At 52.0% G+C, this 15,676-nt stretch carries 18 protein-coding genes and 1 other RNA gene; 4 read left to right on the forward strand and 15 right to left on the reverse strand.

Annotation, left to right across the window (positions count from 1 at the left end; translation table 11 throughout):
- Positions 1-305: 305 nt before the first annotated feature.
- From QSV34_RS11760 to QSV34_RS11790, 7 genes are all read right to left on the reverse strand, one after another.
- A complete protein-coding gene (locus QSV34_RS11760; RefSeq protein ID WP_289154949.1) occupies positions 306-1,418 on the reverse strand; it encodes a trypsin-like peptidase domain-containing protein in 1,113 nt (370 codons plus the stop codon).
- Between the two features lie 45 nt (positions 1,419-1,463).
- Positions 1,464-2,186 (reverse strand): SIMPL domain-containing protein, encoded by a 723-nt coding sequence (locus tag QSV34_RS11765; RefSeq protein ID WP_289154951.1) that lies wholly within the window; start codon positions 2,184-2,186, stop codon positions 1,464-1,466.
- A 78-nt stretch (positions 2,187-2,264) separates the two neighbouring features.
- Entirely contained in the window at positions 2,265-2,948 is a 684-nt protein-coding gene (gene rpiA / locus QSV34_RS11770) for a ribose-5-phosphate isomerase RpiA (protein ID WP_289154952.1), read from the reverse strand.
- Positions 2,949-2,999: 51 nt separating this feature from the next.
- Positions 3,000-3,581: a 5-formyltetrahydrofolate cyclo-ligase gene (locus tag QSV34_RS11775; protein WP_289154954.1), complete on the reverse strand. Its 582-nt coding sequence runs from the start codon at positions 3,579-3,581 to the stop codon at positions 3,000-3,002.
- A gap of 150 nt (positions 3,582-3,731) precedes the next feature.
- Positions 3,732-3,910, reverse strand: a non-coding RNA gene (gene ssrS, locus QSV34_RS11780) — 6S RNA.
- A 26-nt stretch (positions 3,911-3,936) separates the two neighbouring features.
- On the reverse strand, positions 3,937-4,242 hold the full coding sequence (locus tag QSV34_RS11785) for a cell division protein ZapA (protein WP_289154956.1): 306 nt from the start codon (positions 4,240-4,242) through the stop codon (positions 3,937-3,939).
- A 17-nt stretch (positions 4,243-4,259) separates the two neighbouring features.
- Positions 4,260-4,469, reverse strand: a complete 210-nt coding sequence (locus QSV34_RS11790) for a TIGR02449 family protein (protein WP_289154957.1) — start codon at positions 4,467-4,469, stop codon at positions 4,260-4,262.
- A gap of 217 nt (positions 4,470-4,686) precedes the next feature.
- On the opposite strand from QSV34_RS11790, the gene QSV34_RS11795 reads away from it, so the two are divergent.
- The 4 genes from QSV34_RS11795 to QSV34_RS11810 all read left to right on the forward strand — a co-directional run bounded on the left by QSV34_RS11795 (position 4,687) and on the right by QSV34_RS11810 (position 8,519).
- Positions 4,687-5,241 carry a UPF0149 family protein gene (locus QSV34_RS11795; protein ID WP_289154958.1) on the forward strand — a complete coding sequence of 185 codons (555 nt, stop codon included), beginning with the start codon at positions 4,687-4,689 and terminating at the stop codon, positions 5,239-5,241.
- Positions 5,242-5,251: 10 nt separating this feature from the next.
- On the forward strand, positions 5,252-6,568 hold the full coding sequence (gene pepP / locus QSV34_RS11800) for a Xaa-Pro aminopeptidase (protein ID WP_289154959.1): 1,317 nt from the start codon (positions 5,252-5,254) through the stop codon (positions 6,566-6,568).
- Between the two features lie 9 nt (positions 6,569-6,577).
- The gene (locus QSV34_RS11805) at positions 6,578-6,997 is read left to right on the forward strand and encodes an NUDIX hydrolase (RefSeq protein WP_289154960.1); all 420 of its coding nucleotides are present in this window, start codon (positions 6,578-6,580) and stop codon (positions 6,995-6,997) included.
- A 157-nt stretch (positions 6,998-7,154) separates the two neighbouring features.
- Positions 7,155-8,519, forward strand: a complete 1,365-nt coding sequence (locus QSV34_RS11810) for a leucyl aminopeptidase family protein (RefSeq protein ID WP_289154961.1) — start codon at positions 7,155-7,157, stop codon at positions 8,517-8,519.
- A 328-nt stretch (positions 8,520-8,847) separates the two neighbouring features.
- Here QSV34_RS11810 and QSV34_RS11815 read toward each other — a convergent pair whose 3' ends face one another.
- The 8 genes from QSV34_RS11815 to metX form a co-directional block, all read right to left on the reverse strand.
- Positions 8,848-10,317: a hypothetical protein gene (locus QSV34_RS11815; RefSeq protein WP_289154962.1), complete on the reverse strand. Its 1,470-nt coding sequence runs from the start codon at positions 10,315-10,317 to the stop codon at positions 8,848-8,850.
- 6 nt (positions 10,318-10,323) lie between these two features.
- Positions 10,324-10,734 (reverse strand): YbaN family protein, encoded by a 411-nt coding sequence (locus tag QSV34_RS11820; protein WP_289154963.1) that lies wholly within the window; start codon positions 10,732-10,734, stop codon positions 10,324-10,326.
- Positions 10,731-11,870, reverse strand: a complete 1,140-nt coding sequence (gene hemW / locus QSV34_RS11825; RefSeq protein WP_289154964.1) for a radical SAM family heme chaperone HemW — start codon at positions 11,868-11,870, stop codon at positions 10,731-10,733. The genes QSV34_RS11820 and hemW overlap by 4 nt, the downstream gene beginning before the upstream one ends.
- Before the next feature lie 7 nt (positions 11,871-11,877).
- Positions 11,878-12,750: a pentapeptide repeat-containing protein gene (locus QSV34_RS11830; protein ID WP_289154965.1), complete on the reverse strand. Its 873-nt coding sequence runs from the start codon at positions 12,748-12,750 to the stop codon at positions 11,878-11,880.
- Between the two features lie 94 nt (positions 12,751-12,844).
- Positions 12,845-13,453 carry an RdgB/HAM1 family non-canonical purine NTP pyrophosphatase gene (gene rdgB / locus QSV34_RS11835; protein ID WP_289154966.1) on the reverse strand — a complete coding sequence of 203 codons (609 nt, stop codon included), beginning with the start codon at positions 13,451-13,453 and terminating at the stop codon, positions 12,845-12,847.
- A gap of 3 nt (positions 13,454-13,456) precedes the next feature.
- Positions 13,457-13,891: a DUF4426 domain-containing protein gene (locus tag QSV34_RS11840; protein WP_289154967.1), complete on the reverse strand. Its 435-nt coding sequence runs from the start codon at positions 13,889-13,891 to the stop codon at positions 13,457-13,459.
- A gap of 9 nt (positions 13,892-13,900) precedes the next feature.
- On the reverse strand, positions 13,901-14,491 hold the full coding sequence (gene metW, locus QSV34_RS11845; RefSeq protein ID WP_289154968.1) for a methionine biosynthesis protein MetW: 591 nt from the start codon (positions 14,489-14,491) through the stop codon (positions 13,901-13,903).
- 1 nt (position 14,492) lies between these two features.
- A complete protein-coding gene (metX, locus tag QSV34_RS11850) occupies positions 14,493-15,671 on the reverse strand; it encodes a homoserine O-succinyltransferase MetX (RefSeq protein WP_289154969.1) in 1,179 nt (392 codons plus the stop codon).
- Positions 15,672-15,676: the final 5 nt, after the last annotated feature.

A 15,676-nucleotide genomic window follows, 5' to 3' on the forward strand; every position in this document is an offset into this window, starting at 1 on the left:
GGTATGGGGTTAATGCACTACTCCGGGAGTTGAAGTGAGAAACAACTGCCTTTAAACGACAAAGCCTCCACTCAAAAAGTGAAGGCTTTGAAGTCGGCCGTTCGAAAACTGGTTTTTACACAGTCTCATTTGGCGCCGGTTTTTTTATGTGCGGTGGTTTTACCTATGAGTAGATCAAATAGAAAAAAGTAGTCCAGTAAATATCAAAACTATACAAAAAGGTCTGGCCTACCTGCCGGTCTATATACCTGTAAAAAAGTGATTTCCATAATAATTTGTAGAATAGCTTTTACAAAAATCCCTAATTAACTGCCATTAATTAACTGCCCAAATTCCTGCATAATCACTTTGATTGGGATCGCCACTCCAAATCCGTTATCGCCACTAAAGCGACTATCATTAATGCGCCAGGTGTTTACCCCCAGTAAATAGCCGTTGTCATCAATCAGAGGGCCGCCGCTGTTACCGGACAGAATTTTGGCATCCACCATAATGCGGTTTTTTCTTATGGACATTACTTTTCCGGCGGTAATGGAGTCAGTTACACCTTTGGGGCTGCCAATAGCGAACACGGGTTGTGACTGGCTCGGCAATGGATAATTGGCCGGTGTCAGAAAAGGAGTGTGATAGCCACTGACTTTTAGTAACGCCAAGTCGTGTTCTTTGGATATTTTTACTAGGCTGGCATTAATCTCTTGGCCGTCTTTGAGGATTAACGTAAAGCGTTTGGCGATGGCAGTAGCGCTACTGGTTAGCGCAAAACTCCGCTGCCGTTTTTTGAAATCCCGTTCCTGTTGTTGGGTTTCGCGCAACTGCTGTTTGTAGTCTTTCTTGCGCTGTTCGTGATTGGCTTTGTGAGCCTCGTACTCCTCGCGAGTAACTGGGTTGCGATATAGTCCAGGGGATTCAACGGACTTTTTCATTTCCCTCAAACGACCTTCGTTACTGGCGATGCGGGATTTTTCTTCCTTTAGCCAGGATTTTCTCCGCCGAAGGTTCTGCGCCTCGTTTTCAAGTTGTTTATCCTGCTGCTGCAACTGGCCAAATTTATTAGGGCGCACAACGTGCTTATTGGTAATCAAGTAACCATTATCGGTAACAAAAAAGCCGGAACCGAAGCCGGATTTGGTGCGCACTGTCACTACCGCCAGCGAGGCTTTTAATTCCGCGGAACTGGCGGGATATTTGGATTCCAGTTGCTGTTTAAGATCGACCTTGGGGCCGTTATCGGTATTGCCGCCAGATGTTTTTTCTTCACCAATGGTGTCGGCGTTTTTGTCTTCGCTGGGCTTTTTATCGGTGTAGACCCAGCGGCCGTTTTTATCTTTGTATTTATAAATCTGCGCAGTGGCAATGGTTGGCAACGTCAAGCTGGTGGCAAGCAGGGCTGCGAGTGCCAAGGTTGTCTGGTTTTTCATAATCCCGTCACTATCGTCCGTAAATATCAGATTTCAGGTATAGCGTTAATCCGTCAGGTAAAAAGTGATGGTTGTCACCACTCGCACATCTTTGTCGATTTTCTCAGTGTCGCCGTAGTTTTCACCGGCGTCACGTACGTAAAAGCTGCCTTGGCGGGCATCGCGAATACCGCCCACTTTGACACCGGCATTTTCGGCAAATTCATTGGCGGCGATACGGGCATTTTTGGTGGCTTCCCGCAACATCTCCGGTTTGATGTCATTGAGCCGGGTAAAGCGGTAGGTGGGAGCCCGGTTGCTGATGTTCATGCCAGTGGCAATGAGTTTGTTTACTTTGGTGCGCACCTGCGCCACCAGATCCACTTTGTCGGTTTCCACGCTGATGGAACCAATCAGCTGGTGAGATTGGTCCACCAGATTTTGGTCTTCATCGCGGTATTCCTGATAACGGTAATCCACCACGCCAATATCCAGCTCGTCTTCGGCAAAACCGTTTTCCTGCAGCAGGGCAATAATGGTCTGCTGGTGCTTTTCGGCCTGCTGGTAAAGGGTAGGGATTTGCTCTCTGGATTTGCCGTCAACAGTAAACAGAATTTGCCAGTTCGCTTGGTCGGCCCGCACCCGGCGCTCGGCGAGTCCTTTGGCCTCGGCGGTGTTGAGCGCCACCTTGGCGTTGTACATGGTTTGGCCAATAAAGTAGCCAGCGGTGGCAAGCCCCGCGGCGATCAGCAGGGCGGTAAGAAAGTGGTTGGTTTTCGGCGTACTCATTGCTGTGTCCTTGCGTGTTTTTATAAATCCTTATTGTGCAATAAGCGTTATATTAAAACTGTGGATATTCGCTGGAGTTTATTTGTTGGAATTGCCTTCAATTTTTTGTACGCCTTCTTCGGTGCCCAACAGCAGCACATCCGCTGGCCGTTGGGCAAACAGACCGTTGGTGACTACGCCTACAATGCTATTGATCTGGGCTTCGGTTTCCCTGGGGTTGGGGATGGAGAAGTTGTACAGGTCGAGTATGACATTCCCATTGTCGGTGACAACGCCCTCCCTGTACACCGGGTCGCAATCCAGTTTGGTTAGCTCCCGCGCTACGTAGCTGCGGGCCATGGGGATGACTTCCACCGGCAGCGGGAACTCACCCAGGGTATCAACCCATTTGCTGCCATCGGCAATGCAGACAAATTCTTTGGATGCAGCGGCGACAATTTTTTCCCGTGTCAGTGCAGCGCCACCGCCTTTGATCAGTTCCAGATCGGGGTTGGTTTCGTCGGCGCCATCAATGTAAATGTCCAGAGTGCCGGCGCTGTTGAGGTCTACCACGTCAATGCCGTGTCTGCGCAGGCGTTCCGCTGAGGCTTCAGAGCTGGCTACTGCAGCGCAGAATTTGGCTTTGTGTTCCGCCAGTGCGTCGATAAAACAGTTGGCGGTAGAGCCGGTACCGATGCCAATAATGCTGTTGTCGTCTATGCGTGTCAGGGTGTAGTCGACAGCGGCTTGGGCGACCGCCTGCTTGAGTTCATCTTGAGTCATCGGAGGCTCGATTCAGGGGAGTGGGCGGCATTATATCGATACCGCTTCGGGCTATCGACAGGAAATCACTCTGGATTCTGTAGCAATAGCATCCAGGGGGATATCCCAGGGGTTGGCAGCGATTTCATCCAGCTGTTGGCAGCTGTGAGCCAAGCCAATTAACGTGGGCCGTCGCGGGCTGACTTTGGTGAATGCCAGGGTGCGGTCGTAAAAGCCACCCCCCATGCCGATGCGGTTGCCACTGGCGTCAAAAGCTACTAACGGCATCAGGATCAAGTCCATTGCCCAGGCGGGTGTGATGCGGCTGCCGGCAAGGGTGGGTTCCGGGTAGCCAAAATGGCTGACAGTCAGCCGATCGCCGCTGCGGTAGGGCACAAAGTGAATGCGATTGTGTTTCAGTGGGTGCAACACCGGCAAGTAGCAGCGCTTACCCGCGGCCTCCGCCAGCAACAGCGTGGGCAGGGGGTCTATCTCCCCATCATTCCCCAAATACAGAGCGATGCGCCGGGCGTGGCGAAAAGCGGCGAGGTTGGAAACTTGCCTCGACAAGCCCTCAGCGGCCTGGCGCTGTTGTTGTGGCGACAGGGTGCGGCGGCGGTGGCGAATTTCGGCGCGTATCTTTTTCTTATCCATTGGAGGCGGATGTTGGACGTTTGAGGTTCGACGTTTGACGAGAGGGCTTATTACCTTGTAGGTCGGCACTCTCTTTTATGAAGAGGGCCGACGTTCTGGGTGTTTTAGAGTCGGGCTAAAGCCCGACCTACATGTTCCATCAACGTCCAAAGGGGCCCCAAGATGCCGCTGCCAACGTTAGCCTTGAACCGTACGATTCAAGGTGGAGGCTCCAGAGGCACATCAGGCTTTCCGCCGCACGGACTTGCACAACAGTGCCGACAAAGAGCTTCCGGGGGTAACGCTATCGGCTCAGGACATTCGTTGACTGGCGAACACCCCAGGGTTGAGGGGATTATAGCGCGTGAGGGGCGGCTTAAAACAGTTCGGCGTTCTCAAATTGCTGCAGGGCATCATCCAGGGTGTTGTTTAAATCCTGCAGGCGCTGTTTGGCCTCATCGCCCATAGCGCCATCCTGCTGCACTTTCATCAAGTCGTAGGTGAGGTTGAGCCCGGCCATTACGGCAATGCGTTCCAAACCCAGCACGCTGCCGCTGTTTTTGATATTGCGCATACGTTGATCCAGTACGCGGGCTGAGTCCAGCAGGGCAATGCGCTCGTCCGGCGGGCAGCTGACCTGATACTCTTTGTCGAGAATTTTGATATTGGTGGTGTTGCTCACTGTGGATTCCTTCGCGGTCAGGCTTCGCTGTTGAGGCTTTTCAGACGAGTGATCATGCCCTCAACCCGGTTGCGGGCTTGCTCATTTTTCTCAATCAGTTTGCTGCGCTCCCGCAACAGACTGGCTTCCCGCTCCCGCAGGGTTTTGTTTTCCTGATGCAGTCGGGTGCACAGGGCAATCAGGCGATCGACCTTTTGTTCAATGTGTTGGAGCTGATCCTGCTGCATGAGCTTGCGATTACCTCAAAGAGCCGAGTGGCTACGTATTGACCGCTAACTATATTGTGACCCATAGCAAGGGTCAACGATTTAAAGTGATTTCTAGAATACGGCGCTAGCTTCTGTGATTATCGACACTTTCTGTGATGTTCTTTAAGGCGAAACCCGGCTCCGGGTTGTGTGTTAGCATTTGCACTTAATTTGCTTGAGAACGCTCCTAAATACCATGAAAGTCGATTTTGAAAGCGTTGCCGATGCCTTTTTCAAGGCCGCAATAAACGAAAGCCCCTCCGAACTGCACGGCATGTTGTGTGGCCGCATCGCCGGTGGGCAAAAACTCACAGACGACGCCTGCCTGGCGGCAATAGCCGAACATTACCCGGAAGATTCCGACAAATTTTCTTCTATATCCGAGCAACTACTCGCTCTCGGCAAATTGGCCGGCGACAAATTGCGCGATACCGGCTTTGGCTTTGAGCTGCTGCTGCCGGATGATGATTACGAGCTGGCCCAACGGCTCGACTGCCTTGGCCAGTGGTGCCAGGGTTTTTTGGTGGGGTTGGGGCTTTCTGGCCTCTCCAGCGATACACAGTTTTCCCCTGATGCTGCAGACGCGCTTAAGGATTTGGCACAGATTGCCCAGATCGACCCCGCCGAGCTGGAGAGCGAAGAAAGTGAAACCAACTTCTTTGAGGTGACCGAATATGTGCGCATGGCAGCGCTAATGGTGCACTCGGAAGTGAATACCGTCAGCAGTGCCCAGCAGCCAACGATTCATTAACGGAAACCCAATGGCTATTCCCGCCGCCGAGTTTGCTCGCCGCCGCCGTACCCTGATGAATTTGATGGGCGACAACAGCATTGCTGTGCTGCCCGCTGCACCAGTACGGGTGCGCAGCCGCGATACCGAATATCTGTACCGCCAGGACAGCGATTTCCATTACCTGTGCGGCTTCCCTGAGCCGGAGGCCGTACTGGTGTTATTGCCCGGCCGTGAGCAAGGCGAGTTCGTATTATTTTGTCGCGAGCGCAACCGTGAACGGGAAATCTGGGATGGTTACCGCCAAGGGCCGGAAGGTGCCTGTGAGCACTATGGGGCCGATGATGCTTTTCCCATTGGCGATATCGATGACATCCTGCCGGGGTTGCTGGAAGGGCGCGACCGGGTGTATTACTCCATGGGTCGCCATCCGGAATTCGACAACCAGTTGATGGGCTGGATCAACCACATCCGTAGCCAAGTGAAAACCGGTGCCGTGCCCCCCAATGAATTCAGCGACCTGGATCATTTTCTTCACGACCTGCGGCTCTACAAAAGCAGCGCTGAACTCAAAGTGATGCGCCGCGCCGGAGAAATCAGCGCCGCCGCCCACTGCCGCGCCATGGAAGTGTGCAAACCCGGCCTGTACGAATATCAATTGGAGGCGGAGTTGCACCACCAGTTTGCCATGGCGGGCGCTCGCTCACCGGCCTACAGCTCTATTGTTGGCGGCGGTGCCAACGGTTGTATTCTGCACTACATTGAAAATCGCGACCGCCTCAAAGACGGTGACTTAGTATTGATCGATGCCGGTTGTGAACTGCACGGTTATGCAGCGGATATTACCCGCACCTTCCCAGTGAATGGCAGCTTTAGTAAACAGCAGCGCGCGCTTTACGAAATTGTATTGGCCGCTCAGCAGGCGGCCTTTGAACAAGTCAAACCTGGCAACCCCTGGAGTGCTGGTCACGATGCCGCAGTCAAAGTAATTGTCGATGGTTTGTTGGAATTGGGACTGCTGCGTGGCGAGCGTGCAGAACTGATAGAAAGTGGCGCCCACCGGGAATTCTATATGCACAAAACCGGGCATTGGATCGGTCTGGATGTACACGACGTGGGCGACTATCGAGTAGACGACCACTCTCGTGTACTGGAACCGGGTATGGTGCTGACCGTGGAGCCGGGCATCTACATCGCCCCGGACAACCTGAATGTGGAAGAAAAATGGCGCGGTATTGGTATTCGTATTGAAGATAATTTGGCGGTTACCGCGGATGGGTATGAAAACTTGACGGTGGGGGTGCCCAAAGCGCCGGAAGAAATTGAGCAGTTGATGGCTGCGGGCTAGAGGGTGGCGATGGAATCGTTTACTGGATGTAAACTTGCTTACTTTATTGGCGATCAGCTGCTGGTCTACAAGCGTGATGATTTCTCGGATATACCTTTTCCAGGCCAGTGGGATTTTCCCGGTGGTGGTCGCGAGGGAAACGAAACGCCAGAACAGTGTGTATTGCGAGAACTTGCAGAAGAATTCTCATTGGTGCTTCCTGAATCAAAGCTGATTTACAAAGTGCGTGTTGCAAATTATACCAATACAGGCTTTTCGTTTTTCTTTGTTGCCAGAAGCGATAAAGCAGACGCGGATAAAATTTGTTTTGGTGAAGAGGGGCAGTTTTGGCGACTGATGTCTGTGGAAGAGTTTATAAATGCTCCCGATGCGATCTCTGCGCTTAAAAAGCGACTTTCAGAATATCTGGAAAGTTGCCAAAAGCCCTGATTTGTCATTGCGAGTCGCGTAGCGACGCGGCAATCTAGCGTCTAAAAAAGCAAAGCCTCTGGATCGCCGCGCTGCGCTCGCGATGACAGTTTTCAACTTGTGAATGAAGCACGGCAAAGCTTCACCCACCCTATAATTTACGATTTTGGAAATTTATATGAACACGCTACTTACTACAGGCGACCACGGCACCCCAATCACCTTGGTAGAAACCGCTAACTACGATTCGTGGTTAGAGCAACAATCGGAGCCCCTGCAAAACTGGCTGGCCAGTACCGAGTTCAAGGGTAAGGGAATTAGTTTGGTGCCCGGTGAGGATGGTGTGTTGAATCAGGTGATTCTCGGTGTGGGTGATGCTAGTAATCATTTTATGTGTGGTGATTTACCCACCAGTTTGCCGGTTGGTGACTATCGTCTGGAAGCGGATGAAGCGCAGCAAAAGCTGGCAGCGTTTAGCTGGGGTTTGGGTGCTTACAATTTCGATCGCTACAAAAAAAGGGAAGAAAAAGAACGCCCGCAACTGGTTTTGCCAGCTCAGGAATTAGTGGATGAGGCGGACAAATTAGTGCAAGCAGTGGCACTGGTACGGGATATGGTGAATACGCCTGCTGGTGACATGATGCCCCAGCATATGGCGGAGGTGGTGGAAAGCCTGGCTAACGAATTTGGCGCTGAATTCAGCCAGATTGTTGGCGATGATTTGCTGGCAGAAAACTACCCAACCATCCACGCTGTTGGCCGCGCCAGTGTGCATGCGCCGCGGTTGCTCGACCTGCGCTGGGGAGATGAAAGTCACCCCAAGATAACACTAGTGGGTAAAGGCGTATGTTTTGATAGCGGCGGTCTGGATTTAAAACCCGCTGCTGGAATGCGCTTTATGAAAAAAGACATGGGTGGTGCCGCCCATGTGGCGGGCTTGGCACGGCTGATAATGTCTCACAATTTGCCGGTACGTTTGCGAATGCTGATTCCCGCTGTAGAAAATGCGGTAGCGGGCAACGCCTTCCGCCCCGGCGATGTGATTACTACCCGCCAGGGGTTAACTGTGGAAATCGACAATACTGATGCGGAAGGTCGCCTGGTGTTGTGTGATGCGCTGACCGAGGTCTGCACCGAAAATCCAGAATTGATTGTCGACTTTGCGACTCTAACCGGCGCTTGCCGAGTAGCGCTGGGTACCGAACTGCCGGGTTTCTTTACCGACGATAAGCAGTTGGCTGAAGACCTGGCCGACAGTGGTGAATCCGTTGACGACCCGGTGTGGCAATTACCCTTACACAAACCCTACAAGCAAATGTTGAAAAGCGAGATCGCCGATTTGTCTAACTGCGCCAACGGCCCTTTTGGTGGTGCGATTACTGCGGCGTTATACCTGCAGGAATTTGTGGGCAAGGATATCCCTTGGGTGCACTTCGATATTATGGCCTGGAATAATCGCAAACAGTCAGGTCGTCCGGTGGGGGGTGAGGCGTTTGGAATGAGGGCGGTTTTTGAAACCTTAAAAAAGCGTTACTTGGAATAAACTTGCTTTTGGACGAATAAGGATGGATGTTGAGGGATTTCTTGAAATGGTAGGGGTAGTAAGCATAGCTATTGCTACCATTTCATCGATGAGTATTCTTTTGGAATTCTTATCGGTAGAAAAAAACTTACCGAAAAAGAAAAGAGTTCTTTTCACTTTGGTTCCCTTATCAATGTTCTTTACCCCTTGGGTTTTGTTTGACTATGAAAGGGGGAGTGCAAAGTACATATCTATTATACGTAGGTCGTCTATAGCTCTATGGTGTGCAATCGCAGCAGTGATACTTTTCTTGGCTAATATTTTGATTGCTGGTTATTAACCTTTTTCACTACAACTTAACGATATAAACCAAACTCAAAAACGGCGGCAGATTGGTGCTGTTCTCAACCGTAATATCGTGTTTATGGCTGCCAGTTGCTGCGTTTTTTGCTCCAAACGCACCACTTTTAATATCGACTGTTGAGCTTGTTTTAGCACTGTTTGCGGTGTGTGTATGGCTGCTTTGGCCGCCGCTTTTGCCAACACTATCGAATAGGTTGGTGCCGCGAATAAATCGGTTTCGCAAGTCGGGGGTGCCGTCTTCACCGTTGCAAATTGCCCATCCCAGAGGCGGTTGTAAATAGGTATTTCCGTCGTTATCTTCTTTTAAGTAGGTTTCTCTGGGTTGCCAGGCAATCACGGTGCCTCTGGGTACGCCGTACACGCTCTCCGGCAGTGGTGGCGTGCCATAATCTCTCAACAGTGCCCGCGAGCGTTTGTATTCCAATGGCAAGTGGCTCCAGTAGCTGCGTGCGGTGGCCGCGATAGGTGCGCTATGAATTTTTATTTTGCCCTCACGCATATCCTTGAGCATGGTGAGAATATCGTCCAAGTTAGTGAGCACGCCTGGGCGGCGTTCCCCATCCACGTACAAACCCCCTGACCGAGCGGCGAACATCAGCTCAACGTTGCTGTTGGTAAGTATTTGCCGATTGTCATTGGAAATGCCGCCTTCCGCACTACCGGAGACAAATGCAGCTTTAAACGCCGCTTTGATTCTGCTGGATTTACTGCTGTCGGTTTCGGTAATTTTGCCGCGCACAGCAATCCGGTAGCCATAGGTGATGGCGGAAATATAGTGGGAACCGTAGTCCGCCAGAAACTGTTGGCGGAATTCAGCATTATCTGCGCCACCGTTTTCAAAGCGGGGCACAACATTTGTATTCCACTTAACCTCGCCGTTGGGGGCGGATTCCACAATGTCGTGGACAATGCCTTTGGCGTCGATCACTGCATAGATGGAGTGGGAAGATTGGCGTTCCTGGCGAGCCTGTTCGTAAGCAACATCTGCGGAGGCAAAGTTGTATGAGCCCTGAAAATACGCAGAGAGGATATTGGCTTCGTCGCGAACGGAGCTGGTTTCTTGCAGGCGAAAGTTTTCAGTCAGGGTGTAATCTTCAGTGGGCACCGATTTTAGTTGGGTAGCCAATTTCAACGGCTGCTGCCCCACCCGGCGCAGTGGTGCACCGGGATCTGACATATCCACCCCATCACCAATATTTAATTTGCCCTCGCTGATAAAGCCGGGATCGACTTGGTACTGAGTGCGGCTAATGTCGTGGTTGTTGAAAGTTGAGCTGTTGAAGTCTGTATCCTGGGCGCCAACGTCGTTTGTTTCTGGCGGAGCAATTGGGTCGTCCTGGGCTTGATTTGCTGACTCGTTACATCCGGATAAAAGGGCGGCAAACAAGAGTGATGCTGTGTAAACACGAAACGACGGTTTGCTGTGAATCTGAGAAAATCCCATTTTCATGTCCATGGTTGATTATTCTTGTGGTTTATCTGACGGTTGTTTAAAGCGTAGACCATTAACAGCACATTGGTCTTTGGCTAGTCGCCATAAATAGATACTGGTACACAATCCAATACCTCCCAGCAGTACAAAACTCCACCACTGGCCAATAATCCACATGGAAATCCCCATGCCTAACCACAGAACCAGTACCGCCCTATTGCGTACGGTTTTGGAGATGCCATCGCCTCGCTGGTAACGGGCGATGATCGGCCCCATGGTTTTATGGGACAGCAGCCAGCGGTGAAAGCGTGGTGAAGAGCGGGCAAAGCAGGCGGCGGCCAGCAGCACAAAGGGGGTTGTAGGCAGCAGTGGCAGAACAATGCCAATGGCACCCAAGAACAACGCCAGCCAACCGCAAGATATCAGCAAGTGCCGTTTCACAAAAAAGCTTCCAATAAGCTGTTCAGAAAACGGTGCCCGGTTGCGGTGGGCTGCAGGCGTTGTGAATCGTCCACCATCAGTTTTCGTCGCTGCAGCTGTTGCCAGGCGGGCTTGATACTGTCCAGCGACAGGCCGGTGTAATTTTCAAAAAATGCCGCGTCGACACCGCGATTCAGGCGCAGTGCATTCATTAAAAATTCCACCGGCAATTGTTCGTTGAGAACTGAATCAGCTGCTGCACAGAAATTTTTTTCTTTGCAAAAATAGTCTTTGGGGGTGCGGGTTTTGCGTGTGCGAACTATTTTCTGTTCATTTAGCAGAGTGATTTTACCGTGGGCGCCGGCGCCGATGCCGAGGTAGTCACCAAACTGCCAGTAGTTGAGGTTGTGTTGCGATGCTTGCTTATTTCTGCAATAGGCGGACACTTCGTATTGTTGAAATCCGCTCTCCGCCAACAGCTGTTGGCCTCTGTCAGAAATAGCTTCCAGTACCGAGTCTTTTGGCAGTTGTGGTGGCTGGCGGTAAAACGCGGTGTTGGGTTCGATAGTGAGCTGGTACCAGGACAGGTGGTTGGGCTCGATGGCGATGGCCTGGCGCAGATCATTGAGAGCATCTTCCTCCGTTTGCCCCGGCAAGCCATGCATTAAATCGAGATTGAAATTATCAAACCCGGCTGCGCGGGCCATGCTGGCGACGGTATGCGCTTCGCGGGCGCTGTGAATACGGCCTAGCTGTTGCAAGTGCAAGTCGTCAAAGCTCTGGATGCCGATGGATAGGCGGTTAATGCCAGCAGCGCGAAAACCGGCAAACTTTTCCTGTTCAAAGGTGCCGGGGTTGGCTTCCAGGGTGATTTCTATATCGCCGTCAAAACCAATCTCCTGTTCCACGCCTTGCAGAATCATCTCGATAGCGGAGGCGGAAAACAAACTCGGCGTACCACCACCAAAAAAGATCGAATGAATTCGGCGCCCTTGCACATAGGGCAGATCGTTTTTCAGATCGTGCAGTAGTGCTGCCACATACTGTTTTTCAGGGATATCCCCCCCAGCAGCGTGAGAATTAAAGTCGCAGTAGGGGCATTTGCGTACACACCAGGGGATATGGATGTAAAGTGATAATGGAGGAAGCAGTAACATTGCGTGCCTAGCGAATCTCAAACATGCTGGGTGGCATTGGCCTATAGCCAATTTCTACGGCACCACGCCTTTTAACCCACACCAAATTTTGTTTCGTAAGGCCAATAACGCCGTAAATATTGGTGTTTTTCCAACGGTTTGTTAGTCCTATATGCTTAGTATTTGACAAGTCTGCACCTCGAAGAGATGCATCGTTGAAATTACTCGACCATAGGTTGCTTCCTTCAAGAGATGCCTTTTCAAGGGTTGAGTGGGCAAAGTTTGTGCCTCTTAAATTGGCGTTTTGTATCTTTGCATGAGATAAGTCCACATTACTTAAATCCATGTTAGTTAGGTTTGCCCCAATTAAGTTGATTTGGCTTAAGTCGACTTTTGTATCTGGGTCGTTCCTGCGTTCTAACTTAATAAACGCGTTAACGGCTTCGCTTTTGGCCCTGATATTTTTTGCCAGATTTCCATCTGGTCCGTCTTCATAGAGTATGTCTAATAGTTGAGAACGACGTTGACTAATCCACTGCTCGTTTTGATCCTCTATTTGCTGCTTTTGAATTTCTAGTTGTGCGCTTTGTTTAGAAATTTGTTCTTGGAAGAAATGGTTTTGATCACTGATTAACTGGTTCTGATCGAAGAGTATTGCATTTTGCTGAAATAAAACTATGAGAGAGGCGACTGCAATCAAACTTCCAGCTGTTGCTACAGTTGACGGTGAAAAAAACAGTCGATGCAAAAGGGCTTTGAAAGCAGCTGTGCGCCTTGGGTCACCTTTTGGCCAATCTCGTCTTTGAATAAAAAAGTTATTTAATACATGGAGTAACCTGTGATCTTGTTCTATAAGGCGAGTTTCTAAAATATCTAACCGCTCTTCATCGTTTTTTTGCATTGAATGCATCCTTGGGAAGAGATGACGATTATTTAACCATAGTAGATTGGTTAAAGAGTAGGTGTGGGCTGTTGTTTGTATGCACTAGGAGCTATCAGATTTTTAGTTTTTGCAGTAAATTGGCCATCGCCTTGCCCCGATGACTGATCTGGTTCTTTACGACCTTCGGCAATTCCGCGCTGGCGCAGTTATGCTCCGGCACCAAGAACAGTGGGTCGTAGCCAAAGCCGTTGTCACCTTTGGGTTCAAACAGAATGCGACCTTCCCAAGTGCCTTGGCAGATCAGCGGCGTGGGGTCGTCCGGGTGGCGAAGATACACCAGCAGGCATTGGAAGCGAGCGGTGCGCTGTTCTTCCGGCACGTCCTGCATCAGTTCCAGCAACTTCTGGTTGTTGCGGGCGTCGCTGGCGTCTTCTCCAGACTCTCCATGGCCAGAAAAACGCGCGGAATAAATGCCCGGCGCCCCTTTCAGGTAATCTACTTCCAGGCCGGAGTCGTCGGCAATGGCAGGCAGCCCGGCGTAGTGGGAGGCGCAGCGGGCTTTGAGAATGGCGTTCTCCACAAAGGTGCGGCCGGTCTCTGCCACTTCCGGTACGGAAAATTCCGATTGTGGTGCAACGTCGATGTCACAGTCCGCCAGCAGTTGCTGAAATTCGTTGAGTTTTCCGGCGTTGCCGCTGGCTAGTACGACTCTGTCGCTCATGCCTCAATCCCTGTAAAAGGTTTGCTGAAATTTCAGTCGATAGCTGGGTTTGTTGGGGTCTGCCTTAACGTCAATTTTGAAGGTCAGGGAATCCTTGTTATCAAACTTGAACGACGCCAGATAGTAAACCACATCGCCTTCGCGCACTTCGAAAAAATCGAGTTGTTGGGATTGCTGCAACAGGTTGGATACGGTGCCTTTCACCAGTGCTTGCACACCACCGACTACCTGATCGGCAGGCACCACGGCAATGTTTACCAGGCCGCGTTTTTTGCTGCGCACAATGTCGTGTGCGGCAGCCACTTCTGCCGGAATAAAGCTGCTGTTAAAGGTGCTGTAGAAAATTTTATTGCCGTCGTGCACTTTATAGGTATCGCCACCGGCGTGGGCTCCGATAGCCAGCAGCGCGGTGGCAATAAACAGGCCGAGAGTTTTCATGGGGGCCTCCTAACGGCTCAGGTGGTAAATGGCAGTCTCTGCAAACAGGTTAGGCCATATTCCTTTCAGTTGCTGGTCGGGGCTGTGCCCGGCAGCCATCTGGCGATCGAGAATGTGGATGCCCATCTGATCGCACAGCGATTCAAAATCACTGACCGTGCAAAAGTGGATGTTGGGGGTGTCGTACCACTGGTAACTCAACTGTTTGGTGACCGGCATGCCGCCACGGAACATCAGGTGGCAGCGGGCGCGCCAATTGCCAAAGTTGGGGAAGGTGACGATGCAGGTTTTGCCCACCCGCAACATTTCCTCCAGCACCTTGTGCGGCTCGCGCATGACCTGCAGCGCCTGGGTCATGATTACCGTATCAAAACTCTTGTCGGCAAAGTTCGCCAAGCCATTGTCGAGGTTTTTCTCAATCACGTTGACGCCGTTGCCGACACAGGCGCTGATCTGATTTGGGTCGATCTCCAGACCGTAGCCTTCCACCTGCTGGTTTTCTTTGAGGGCTTTCAACAGGCTGCCATCGCCGCAGCCCAAATCCAAAACCCGGCTGCGGGGGCTGACCCAGTGCTGCAAAATATCGAAATCTACGCGCACCTTATAGGCCCTCACCTGTGGCAGCCAATTGCTCGGCGATGTTGTTCATGTAATTGCCAAACACCGTGCGGTAGCGCTGATCTTGAAGCAAAAAGGCGTCGTGACCGTGAGCGGACTCAATGTTTACGTAGCTGACGTTGCGGCCAGCGGCCACCAGTGCGTCAACCAATTCTTTGGAGCGCTCCGGAGAGAAGCGCCAGTCGCTGCTGAACGACAGGATCAGGAAGTCACACTGGGCCTGGCTGAGTGCTGCCACCGGGTCGTTGTCGTACTCTCTGGCAAGGTCAAAGTAATCCAGCGCCTTGGTCATCAGCAGGTAGGTGTTGGCGTCGAACAGACCGGAAAACTTGTCCCCCTGATGGCGCAGGTAACTTTCCACCTGGAACTCGATGGGGGCATTGTTTTGCCCCAGCAGGTCACCGCTGCGCAGCTCGCGGCCAAAGCGATTGCCCATCAACTCGTCCGACAGGTAGGTGATATGGCCAATCATGCGCGCCAGTGCCAGGCCGCGCTTGGGGGCAGTCTGGTGGCCCAGATAGTCGCCGTCGTGATAATCCCGGTCGGAGGTGATAGCGCGGCGTGCGGTTTCGTTGAAGGCGATGTTCTGGGCGCTCAGCTTCATGGAGGAAGCGATCACCACACAGTGGCGCAGGCGTTCCGGGTACAGCAGTGCCCAACGCATGGCCTGCATACCGCCAAGGCTGCCGCCAACGACGGCGGCCCACTGTTGGATGCCCAGACGATCAGCCAGGCGCGCCTGGCTGTGTACCCAGTCCCGTACCCGCAGCGGCGGGAAACTTGGCCCCCAGGGTTTGTCGGTGGCCGGGTTGGTGGAGCTGGGCCCGGTGCTGCCGTGGCAGCCGCCAATATTGTTGAGCGACACCACAAAGAACTTGTCGGTGTCGATGGGCTTGCCGGGGCCGATGTAGTTGTCCCACCAGCCGGGCTTATCGCCCTTGTGGTGGGTGCCGGCGGCGTGGTGGTGGCCGGACAGGGCGTGGCAAATCAACACGCCGTTGCTGCACTCGCTGTTGAGTTCGCCGTAGGTTTCCACTACCAGCTCGTACTCTGTCAGGGTACGGCCACAGGCCAGCTCCAGAGGTTCGTCAAAGTGAAAGCGCTGGGGTTCAACAATACCGACGGATTGGTCGGGCCAGTCGGGTTGGCTGCTATCTGTCATGATCC

This window comes from Porticoccus sp. W117 (assembly GCF_030341905.1).
In the GTDB taxonomy this organism is placed as follows: domain Bacteria; phylum Pseudomonadota; class Gammaproteobacteria; order Pseudomonadales; family Porticoccaceae; genus SCSIO-12696.